The sequence below is a fragment of the Pseudomonas sp. SWI7 genome (assembly GCF_006351945.1).
GTDB lineage: Bacteria > Pseudomonadota > Gammaproteobacteria > Pseudomonadales > Pseudomonadaceae > Aquipseudomonas > Aquipseudomonas fulva.
Window position 1 is genome coordinate 1,134,282 of the sequence record NZ_CP040930.1, and the last position, 10,635, is coordinate 1,144,916.

Consider the following 10,635-nt stretch of genomic DNA (forward strand, 5'->3'; position numbering starts at 1 on the left):
GAACAGGGGGCGCAAACGAGGGTGAGACGCCAGCGCGGCCCCTGGAAGAGGCGGGCCTTAGCCCAATGGGGGCAGGGCGCCCAGCTTGCCTTTGTGGTACACCATGGGCGTCATCGGCTCGGCGGGCAGTACCAGGTTTTTCACGGCACCGACAATGATGGCATGGTCGCCGCCGTCGTACTCTCGCCACAGCTCGCACTCAATGATCGCCGTGGCATTGTCCAGCAGCGGGTTGCCCAAGGCGCTCAGGTGCCACTGTACGCCCTTGGCCTTGTCCTTGCCTTTACCCGCGAAGGCATAAGCTTCAGCCGTCTGGCCTGCCGACAGCAGGTGAATGGCGAACTGCTTGCTGTCGCGCAGGATCGGGTAGGTGTCGGAGGCGTAGTTAGGGCAGAACAGCACCAGCGCCGGGTCGATCGACAGTGCGCTGAAGGCACTGGCGGTGATGCCGACAATGCCACCCTCGGCGTCCAGGGTGGTGACGACCGTCACTCCGGAGGGGAAGGAGCCCATCACGTCTTTGTAGATGCCGGGTTCGATCATCGGTATTACCTCCTAGCGCATCACGAAGGGGTCGGGCATGGGGGCGGTGGACAGGTTGATCCACACGGTTTTCAGTTCGGTGTAGGCCAGCACGGAGTCGATGCCACTTTCGCGTCCGTAGCCGCTGTTCTTGAACCCACCGATGGGCGCCATGGCAGACACGGCGCGGTAGGTATTGACCCAGATGATCCCCGAGCGCACGTCGCGCGCCAGGCGGTGGGCACGTCCCAGGTCGCGGGTCCAGATACCAGCGGCCAGGCCGAACTGTGAATCGTTGGCAATCGCCAGCGCCTCTTGCTCGGTCTTGAAACGGATGACAGCCGCCACCGGGCCAAACACCTCTTCCTGCATGATGCTCATCGAATTGCTGTCGCATTCGAACAGCGTCGGCTCGTAGAACCAGCCACCGCCATCGACCTCGGCCCGTTTACCGCCCAGGTGCAGCTTGGCGCCTTCGGCCTTGGCCGCGGCGACCAGCTGCTCGACCACGGCCAATTGCTGAGCGGTGGCCATAGGGCCCATCTCGCTGGCATCGTCCTGGGGATTGCCAATGCGAATGCGCTGGGCACGCTCGATCAGACGCTTGACGAATTCATCGAAGATTTCGTCCTGCACCAGCAGGCGCGAGCCGGCCACGCAGCTCTGTCCAGACGCGGCATAGATCCCCGCCACGGCACCATTGATGGCGCTGTCCAAGTCGGCGTCTGCAAAAATGATGTTCGGCGACTTGCCGCCCAGCTCCAGCGACAGCTTGGCGAAGTTCTCGGCGCTGCTGCGCACCACGTGGCGAGCGGTGGCCGCACCGCCTGTGAAGGCGATCTTGCGCACCAGCGGGTGACGGGTAAGCGCCGCGCCGGTGCTCGGGCCGTAGCCGGTGACCACGTTGACAACGCCAGCCGGAAACCCGGCTTCCAACGCCAGGCGCGCCAGCTCCAGAATCGTCGCCGAGGCATGCTCGGAGGGCTTGAGTACGATGGTATTGCCCGCGGCCAGTGCCGGCGCCAGTTTGATCGCCGTCAGGTACAGCGGGCTGTTCCACGGGATGATCCCGGCAACCACACCGATAGGCTCGTGCACGGTGTAGGCGAACAGGTCCGGCTTGTCCAACGGCAGCGTGCCGCCTTCGAGCTTGTCGGCCAGGCCTGCGGTGTAATGGAAGAACTCTGGCAAGTAACCTACCTGCCCACGGGTCTCGCGGATCAGCTTACCGTTGTCACGGCTTTCCAGCTGGGCCAGGTGTTCCTTGTTCTCGGCGATCAGGTCACCGAGACGGCGCAGTAGCTTGCCACGGGCCGTGGCAGTGATGGCCCGCCAGGCCTGGCTTTCGAATGCCCGCTGGGCGGCTTGTACCGCCAGCTCCACATCGGCTTCGCCTGCGTCCGGCAGCTGTGCCCAGGGCTGTGCGGTGGCCGGGTTCAGGCTGTCGAAAGTCTTGGCGCTTTGTGCATCGCACCACTGGCCGTCGATGCACATCTGAAAACGAACGAGGGTCATGCCACAATCCCCTTGGCTGATTCGGTCAGGCTGCGGGCTTTGGCGAGAAAGTCCAGCAGCATCTTGTTCACTTCGCGCGGCGCCTCCACCGGCATCATATGCCGCTGCTCGGTCAGCACCACACTGTGCGCACCCGGGATACGAGCGGCAAGCTGGCGGGCCATGGCCGGCGTAGAGCCGGTATCGAGCTCACCTGTGGCGATCAGCGTCGGCACCTGAATGCTGCCCAGATCACCTGCGCGGTACATGTCCTGGGTGGCAAACAGCGAATAGGTGGTGTGATAACCCTGTGGGTCGTTGCTGGCCAGCACCTGACGGATGGCAGCGACCTGGGCCGGGTTGGCCGCCTTGTACTCGCGGCTGAACCAGCGGTCCAGTGCCGCCTCGACATTGGCGTCCGGGCCCAGCTCTGCTGCCTGAGCGGCACGGGCGATGACCCCGGCGCTCTGTTCGGGGCTGCGGTTGAAAACGCTGTTGAGCACCACCAGGGCAGCGATGCGCTGGGGGTAGTGCAGGGCGAAGGCACGTGCGACCAGGCCGCCCATGGAGAAACCGATGACGATGGCTTGGCTCAGTTGCAGGTGATCGAGCACCTCGGCCAACTGGGCGGCATAACCTTCGAGGCCGACGTCGGCCGGGGGCAAGGCGCTCTGGCCGTGGCCGAGCATGTCATAGGCGATGACGCGGTAGTCGTTGGCCAGGCCAACGATCTGACCGCCCCACATTTCCTTGTTCAGGCCCACGCCGTGAATGAGTACCACGGGTTGACCCTGACCGACGGACAGGTAACTGGTGCCGGCGGGGGTATGTTCAGCGACGGGCTGAATCATGGAGGGCGCTCCTTTGAGGTCGGGCGTGGTGGAAGAATCGCCACGCCCAGGCCCGGCTTGATTGTTGTTATTGAGCGTTGGCCTTTTCGGCCGCCAGTTCTTCCAGGTCGATGTAGCGGTTGCCAATGCGCGGGTGCAGGCGGCCGCCATCGGCAGCGCCAAGAACTACCACGATTTCATCGGCGCGAGGTGCGTCCTCGATCTGCATTTCCAGGGTGATGTAGTGCGAGCGCAGGCCTTCGTCGTCTTTTTGCATCATCGGAATCTGGATCGACGTGCCAGGGCCACCACGCTTGTTGGTGAAGCTCAGGTAGCTTTTGGCCTGCACGGCTTCGCGATAGTGATTGCCGAAGCGCAGGGTATGGATGACGGCCGAAGCGTGTTCGATTTCACCGTCGGCGCCCACCACTGCAGCCTTGCCGTAGGCCTCGATCTTGTCGGCACCACCGATGGCGGCGGTCAGACGCTCGACCATCAGCGCGCCCAATTCCGAGCAATGCTCGCGGATTTCGGGCTTAAGGTCGTCGACGAAGCCACGGCCAGCCCAAGGGTTTTTGATGACCACCGCCAGGCCCACCATGGTGACCGGCTTGTCAGTGGCCTTGCCACCTTCGATACGCGTCTCTTCGGAGTAGGTGACGATCTTGCGAATTTCAAAACTCATGGGGGGCTCCTGTACGGTGTGATCAGATCTTGTTGTCTGATGGTATACCATAATATTTGTTCTGCAAGCACTGCGTGGTGTTTTCTCATCCAGCCGGGACGAAAGGTGAGCTGATGTGCAGGTCTGCATCGCATCTGTATCAAGCAAGCGGCGCAGCACTTAACGTTGGGCTGAAAAAAACCCGCTCGCGCGGTGCCAATTGGCCCACGCGAGCGGGCATGTCCCGCAAGAGATCAGGTAATGGGATTCAGGTGAACGCCGGGATCACTTCCTTGATGAACAGCTCCAGCGATTTTTTCTTCTCAGCGTGGGGCAGGCTGTTGTCACACCAGAAGCTGAATTCGTCGACGCCCAGCTCCTGGTAGTACTTGATGCGCGCGATGATTTCTTCCGGGGTGCCGATCATGGTGTTCTTGCGGATGTTCTCAAGCTCGAAGGCAGGGACTTCGGCGAACTTCGCTTCCGGGCTGGGCTCCAGGAACCCATTGACCGGCGTGGTCTTGTTGCCGAACCAGGCGTCGAAGGTGCGGTAGAAACGAGAGATCGCGCTGGCCCCTACCTTCCAGCCGTCCGGCTCTGCCGGGCTGTGCACGTGGGTGTGGCGCAGCACCATCAATTGTGGGCGAGGCACGTCGGGGTTATTGTCCAGGGCGGCCTGGAACTTGTTGCGAAGGTCCAGCACTTCCTCGTCGCCCTTCATCAGCGGCGTGACCATCACGTTGCAGCCATTGGCCACGGCGAAGTTATGCGAGTCAGGGTCGCGGGCCGCGATCCACATGGGCGGCGTAGCATTGAACGGCTTGGGTACGCTGGTGGAGGTCGGGAACTTGTACACCTCGCCTTCATGGGCGTAGTCACCCTCCCACAGTTTGCGTACCACCGGGACCATCTCGCGCAGTGCCTTGCCGCCATCGGTGGCTGGCATGCCATTGGCCATGCGATCGAATTCGAATTGATAGGCACCCCGGGCCAGGCCCACTTCCATGCGCCCGTTGCTGATCACATCGAGCAAAGCGCATTCGCCGGCGACGCGGATCGGGTTCCAGAACGGGGCGATGATGGTGCCGGCGCCCAGGCGGATCTTCTCGGTACGCGCCGCCAGATAAGCCAGCAATGGCATGGGGCTTGGCGAAATGGTGTATTCCATGGCGTGGTGTTCGCCGATCCACACGGTGCTGAAACCGCCGTCTTCGGCCATCAAGGTCAGTTCGGTGAGGTCTTCGAACAACTGGCGGTGGCTGACCTGTTCATCCCAACGTTCCATGTGCACGAACAACGAAAATTTCATGGGGCATTCCTCGGACTGGTTGTGTCACCCGGCGTAAAGCCGGGTATCGCGGCGAGCAGAACATTGCTTCCCGCCAAGTGCGTTCAGCGGTGCAGAGATCAGGCGAGCGCGGGCAAGCTGGCCATTTTTCCGCGGCAGTACACCATCGGCAGCGGCGCTTGCTCCGGCACGATCAGGTTGTGGACCTTGCCGACCATGATCGCGTGGTCACCCCCTTCGTACTCGCGCCAAAGCTCGCATTCGATCACGGCGGTAGCGCCGGCGAGGATGGGGTTGCCCAGCGCGCTCAACGACCACTCGATACCGGCCGCCTTGTCCTTGCCCTTCTTGGCGAAAGCATAGGCTTCGGCCTGCTGGTTACCGGACAACAAATGAATGGCAAAGCGCTTGTGCTTGATCAGCACCGGGTAGGAGTCGGACGTGTAATTGGGGCAGAACAGCACCAGGGGAGGGTCCATCGACAGGGATGAGAAGGCGCTGGCGGTCAAGCCAACAACCGAGCCGTCGTCGTCCAGGGTGGTGATGACGGTAACGCCAGAAGGGAAGGAACCCATGACGTTCTTGTAGACGGTTGCGTCGATCATCTGATGTACCTCTTAAAGCTGCGGTGGGCCGCGGTTTTTATCGTTGATGTGTCTGATGGTATACCGTAATACCTTTTTTGCAAGCACATTTTTCGGCTTGGCTAACACTGCGATGAATGGTTCAAAGCCGCGCAGTTAAAGGGGTACACGCGTAAACGAACGAATTGCGGTACTCGCTAAATCGTATCAGCTGACAATTTGAAATACGGATCAGTATTGTCAAAACCTTGGAATACCATAATATGGTCTTCAGCTGAGAGGCCGCCTAGATGCGGTTTCCTTACAACGATAAAAACGACCTTTCGAGCTAAAAATCATGTCCCAACCGTCGTCGCAACATCAGTTTGTCGAGAATCACACGGTCGATTACGTTCCACCTGCCGAGCGCCATGGGAAGGCGCGCGACCTGTTTACCCTCTGGTTCAGCACCAACATTGCACCACTGCCCATCGTCACCGGCGCCATGGTGATCCAGGTGTTCAACCTGAACCTGCTATGGGGACTGATCGCTATCGTCCTGGGGCACTTGCTCGGAGGCGTGGTGATTGCCCTGGCCTCTGCACAAGGGCCGCAGTTGGGCATCCCGCAGATGGTGCAGAGCCGGGGGCAGTTCGGACGCTACGGCGCGCTGCTGATCGTTTTCTTCACCGCGCTGATCTACGTGGGCTTCTTCATCTCCAACATCGTACTGGCAGGCAAGACGATCCACGGCATCGCACCCATGGTCCCTATGCCCGGCGCGATCGTGATCGGCGCCTTGAGTGCCACCGCCATTGGCATCGTTGGCTATCGCTTCATCCACATCCTGAACCGTATCGGCACCTGGGTCATGGGCTCGGCGTTGCTGGCTGGGTTCATCATGATGTTCACGCAGGTACTGCCGGGCGACTTCTTCAGCCGTGGCGCCTTCAACCTGTCCGGGTTCATCGCCACCGTGTCGCTGGGCACGATCTGGCAGATCAGCTTCTCGCCATACACCTCCGACTATTCGCGCTATCTGCCGCGTGAAGTGGGCATCGCGCGTCCATTCTGGGCGACCTACTTCGGCGCCACCCTGGGCACCATCCTGTGCTTCAGCTTCGGTGCAGTCGCCGTGCTATGCGTGCCCGAAGGCACCGATGCAATGGATGCCGTCAAGCAGGCGACCGGCTGGCTCGGGCCGATCCTGATGGTGCTGTTTCTGCTCAACATCATCAGCCATAACGCCCTGAACCTGTACGGCGCCGTGCTTTCGATCGTGACGGCAATTCAGACGTTCTTCGCCCAGTGGACGCCGAGCATCAAGGTGCGTGTGGCCCTGGCCAGCGTCATCCTGGTAGCCTGCGCACTGGTCGCGCTCAATGCATCGGCCGACTTCATCGGCCAGTTCATCGGTCTGATCCTGGCGCTTCTGCTGGTGCTGGTGCCCTGGGCATCGATCAACCTGGTCGACTTCTACCTGATCAAGAAAGGCCAGTACGACATCGCCTCGATCTTCAGCGCCGACGGTGGCATCTATGGCCGCTTCAACCACCACGCGATCATTGCCTACGCCTGCGGCATTCTGGTGCAGTTGCCATTCGCCAACACTGCGCTGTATGTCGGCCCCTACTCGAACATCGTCGAAGGGGCCGACCTGTCGTGGCTGTTCGGTTTGCTCGTGACGGTGCCGCTGTACTACTGCCTGGCGACCCGTGGCAAGGCAGCGCAGAACGTGGGGCGCGTGGTCAGCGTCAGCAAGTGAGCCTAGGGCTCCACGTGGAGGGGCCGCTGGACGGCCCCTTTCTGAGGATTACACCTTGAATTGCGCAACCATGGCATTGAGGTCTACCGCCAGGCGTGACAGATCCTGCGCTGCTGCGCTGGTCTGGTTGGCCCCGGCCGAAGTCTGCATGGACAGATCACGGATGTTGACCAGGTTGCGATCCACTTCTCTGGCTACCTGAGCCTGCTCCTCCGAGGCGCTTGCGATCACCAGGTTACGCTGGTTGATCGAGGCGATGACTTGGGCGATGACCTCAAGCGCCCGCCCTGCACCTTGCGCTACCTCCAACGTACCGGCCGCTCGACCCTGACTGCTGGACATCGCCGTCACGGCGCGTTCGGTGCCGTTCTGGATGCCCGCGATCATGTGTTCGATTTCCGCAGTCGATTGTTGAGTACGGTGGGCGAGGGCGCGCACCTCGTCGGCCACTACAGCAAACCCTCGGCCTGCTTCACCTGCTCGCGCCGCCTCAATGGCGGCGTTGAGTGCCAATAGGTTGGTCTGCCCGGCGATAGCGCCAATCACGTCCAGCACCCGGGTGATTTCATTGGCGCTGCTGGCCAGCTGCTGCACCTGTGCCGAAGTGCCGGTGACATCGGCGACCAACTGCTCGATAGACTGCAATGCCTGGTTGACCTGATCGCGGCCGTCACGGGTCGTGCGGTCTGCGCCTTTGGACGCGTCCGCCGTGCTCACGGCATTGCTGGCGACCTCTTCCACGGCGACGGTCATCTGGTTGACAGCCGTGGCAGCCTGGTCGATTTCTGCGCTTTGCTGGTGCAGGCCGCGGCTGGTGTCTTCCGTCACGGTGTGCAGCTCTTCGGACGCCGACGCCAGTTGGTCCGAGGAGGCCGCGATGCGGGCAATGGTCTGGCGCAGGTTGGCTTGCATGCGGGCCAAGGCTTGCAGCAGCAAGGCGGGCTCATCGCGGCCCTCGGCCTTGATCGGTTGGGTCAGGTCACTGGCGGCCACACGCTCTGCGGCGGTAACGGCTTCGGCCAGCGGCACGATGATGCTGCGTGTGAGCAGGTAGGCGATCATCACCAGTGCCAGCAGAATCACCACCAATGCCGTGATAATGGCCACGAATGCCTCATCAGCCACGTCGCTGCTCAGCTGGGAGGCAGCTTCTGCGCCTTTGGCGTTGAAGGCGATGAGCGTGGACATGGCTTGCATCATCGTTTCGGCACGCGCCGTCAGCGGGCCGTTGATCAGCTGGCGAGCAGTGTCCATGCGCCCGGCCGAAAGCTCGGCCAAGACCGTCTCCTGAAGCTCGTGGTAGTGCTGGTAGGCGCTGCGGGCCGTTTCGAAAAGCGCGCGGTCTTCACTGGACACGATGGTTGCCACGTAGGCCTCGAAGCCTTCATCCAATTCGCGTTCGATGTTCTGGATCGTATTCAGGTAGCGGGTGCGCTCGCTGGCGTCTTCTTCCAATGCACCGCGCAGGGTGAGGGCGCGCGTACGGCCCAGGTTGCTGTTGATTGCACTGAGCGACATGACGGTGGGCATCCAGGTCAGGCGAATCTCATCCGTGGACTCATCCATCTGCTGTGTTTCATACAGGGCGACCAGCCCCATGGTCAGGATCAGCATGCCCAACAAGGCAAACACGCAGGCTGCGCGAATGCCGATCTTCATGTTCCTGAAATGCATTGAAGGCTCCTAGGAAAGGCGTGCAGGGGCGAGGCGCGTTGGCGCAAGCCGTTCGGGACGGCGCCAGGCTCTGGAGAGGCTATGGGGCGGGAGGGGGAGTGCGATGAACTTAAACGCGCGGATGATGACATAAAGCCATTATTGTAGGACAGTCATGCAATGTAACGAGATGCTAGCGCCAATGCCCTGCACGCAGGCGCTGGAAGCGGCTTCACCTTCGCCCTTGCTGACGCCGATACGCCCCCGGCTGAACACCCACTGCCTTGGCGAAGGCACGCGTGAACGCCGCCACAGATTGATACCCCGCCTGGACGCCAACCTGCTCGACCGTATGGCCAGCGCGCAGCAGCTGGCTGGCATGGCGCATGCGCAGTGCCAAAAGCACTTGGCCGGGTGACTGCCCGGCCAGCTCGCTGAAACGCTTGAAGAACGCCGAGCGCGACAAGCCCGTGCACGCCGCCATGCGCTCCAGCGTCCAGATGGCCCCAGGGGCCTTGATCAACTGTTCGAGCAAGTCGGCAAACGCCGGCTGGCGGGCAAGGGCGATCAGCCCTCCCAGCGGCTGAGCGCCATGCACCTGTTGGCGCAAGGCATAAAGGAACAGCAGGTGCGTCAGCCGCTCCAGCAAGACTTGAGACGGCCCGTTGGCGCGCCGGCATTCTTCCAGGATCAGATCGAACAACGCCCGTGCAGCGCTGCCAGCGGGATCCTCGGCGCGCAGGATGATCAGGTCGGCCATTGCGTCGATGATCAGTGCCGAGAGGCCGCTGCTGAAATGGAAGAATCCACAGACCAGGCCCACCCCATCGCTGGCTTGGGTATCCAGGGGCTGCATGGTTTGGCGTGGTTGGGCGCAGGCCTGCGCTGCATCGGCTTCGCTGGCAAGCCGATAACTTACGTCACGCAGCAGGAACACGGCGTCGCCGCGCTCAAGGCGCACTGGCTGTTCGAGGGTATCGGCGTGCAGCCAGCAGCCGCCTTGCACGACCAGGTGAAAACTGGCGTGACCCATGCCGTGAGTGCTGGCGTGCCAACCCCCGCAGTAACGGCCGACATGGAACAGGCTGGCGTCTAGCTCGAGGTTTTCTAATAACCGCTCGACGAGATGGCTGGACGAAATCATCTAAGGCAAACACTCAGAAGCAAGTAAAAACGACTGATGAATATGGAGCGTACTTCTTATAACCAACAGACTGTACTGATACACGGCAAAGGAGATTACCCCATGTCCTCGCGCATTACCCTACACGACCTGCAGACCGCACCAGAGGCGGCCAAGCCGTTTCTTGAAAACGCCCAGAAGAACTCGGGCTTCATCCCCAACCTGCTGCGTGTCTTGGCCAATGCGCCAGCAGCGCTGGAGACCTATGTCACCGTTTCGGCGTTGAACGGTAAGTCGGAGCTGACCTTGGCCGAGCGCGAAGTGGTGCAGTTGATCGCCGCCACCCAGCACGGTTGCGACTTCTGCGTGGCGGGCCATACCGCAGTGGCCCTGAATAAAGCCAAGCTGCCCCATGAAGTGGTCGACGCCCTGCGCGCGCGCGGTGAGCTTCCCGACGCGCGTTATGAAACCCTGGCGGCGTTTGCCCGCGAAGTCATCGCTACCCGCGGCGACGTGAGCCCGGCAACCTACCAGGCTTTTCGTGACGCCGGCTTCACCGAGGGCAATGCGCTGGAAGTGATTCTGGGCGTCAGCCTCGCAACCCTGTGCAACTTTGCTAATGTGTTCGCCCAGACGCCGCTCAACGATGAGTTGGGTAAGTACCGCTGGCAACAGCCGTCTGCATAAGGCGCAGGCAACCCGCCGCACGGCGGTCGGTGCAGGAGCGGCCATT

10 protein-coding genes are annotated in these 10,635 nt (G+C 61.7%); 2 read left to right on the top strand and 8 right to left on the bottom strand.

Going from position 1 to position 10,635, the window contains the following annotated elements; translation table 11 throughout:
* Positions 1-57 precede the first annotated feature (57 nt).
* The 6 genes from FH041_RS05130 to FH041_RS05155 form a co-directional block, all read right to left on the bottom strand.
* A complete protein-coding gene (locus FH041_RS05130) occupies positions 58-543 on the bottom strand; it encodes a flavin reductase family protein (RefSeq protein WP_027914825.1) in 486 nt (161 codons plus the stop codon).
* A gap of 12 nt (positions 544-555) precedes the next feature.
* Positions 556-2,037 carry an aldehyde dehydrogenase gene (locus FH041_RS05135; RefSeq protein WP_028686371.1) on the bottom strand — a complete coding sequence of 494 codons (1,482 nt, stop codon included), beginning with the start codon at positions 2,035-2,037 and terminating at the stop codon, positions 556-558.
* A complete protein-coding gene (locus FH041_RS05140) occupies positions 2,034-2,867 on the bottom strand; it encodes an alpha/beta fold hydrolase (protein ID WP_027914827.1) in 834 nt (277 codons plus the stop codon). Before FH041_RS05140 ends, FH041_RS05135 begins: the two co-directional genes overlap by 4 nt.
* A gap of 67 nt (positions 2,868-2,934) precedes the next feature.
* Complete coding sequence (locus FH041_RS05145; protein WP_028686370.1) at positions 2,935-3,531, bottom strand: amino acid synthesis family protein; 597 nt, start codon at positions 3,529-3,531, stop codon at positions 2,935-2,937.
* 247 nt (positions 3,532-3,778) lie between these two features.
* Positions 3,779-4,819, bottom strand: coding sequence for an LLM class flavin-dependent oxidoreductase (locus FH041_RS05150; protein WP_027914828.1), 1,041 nt, complete (start codon positions 4,817-4,819; stop codon positions 3,779-3,781).
* Positions 4,820-4,917: 98 nt separating this feature from the next.
* A complete protein-coding gene (locus tag FH041_RS05155; RefSeq protein ID WP_088523440.1) occupies positions 4,918-5,403 on the bottom strand; it encodes a flavin reductase family protein in 486 nt (161 codons plus the stop codon).
* A gap of 316 nt (positions 5,404-5,719) precedes the next feature.
* On the opposite strand from FH041_RS05155, the gene FH041_RS05160 reads away from it, so the two are divergent.
* Positions 5,720-7,126 (top strand): cytosine permease, encoded by a 1,407-nt coding sequence (locus FH041_RS05160; RefSeq protein WP_027914830.1) that lies wholly within the window; start codon positions 5,720-5,722, stop codon positions 7,124-7,126.
* 48 nt (positions 7,127-7,174) lie between these two features.
* On the opposite strand, the gene FH041_RS05165 is transcribed toward FH041_RS05160, so the two are convergent.
* Both FH041_RS05165 and FH041_RS05170 read right to left on the bottom strand, forming a co-directional pair.
* Positions 7,175-8,800 (bottom strand): methyl-accepting chemotaxis protein, encoded by a 1,626-nt coding sequence (locus tag FH041_RS05165; RefSeq protein ID WP_128610435.1) that lies wholly within the window; start codon positions 8,798-8,800, stop codon positions 7,175-7,177.
* 211 nt (positions 8,801-9,011) lie between these two features.
* Entirely contained in the window at positions 9,012-9,923 is a 912-nt protein-coding gene (locus FH041_RS05170) for an AraC family transcriptional regulator (RefSeq protein ID WP_027914832.1), read from the bottom strand.
* A gap of 102 nt (positions 9,924-10,025) precedes the next feature.
* On the opposite strand from FH041_RS05170, the gene FH041_RS05175 reads away from it, so the two are divergent.
* Positions 10,026-10,589 (top strand): carboxymuconolactone decarboxylase family protein, encoded by a 564-nt coding sequence (locus FH041_RS05175; RefSeq protein WP_023535132.1) that lies wholly within the window; start codon positions 10,026-10,028, stop codon positions 10,587-10,589.
* Positions 10,590-10,635 lie beyond the last annotated feature (46 nt).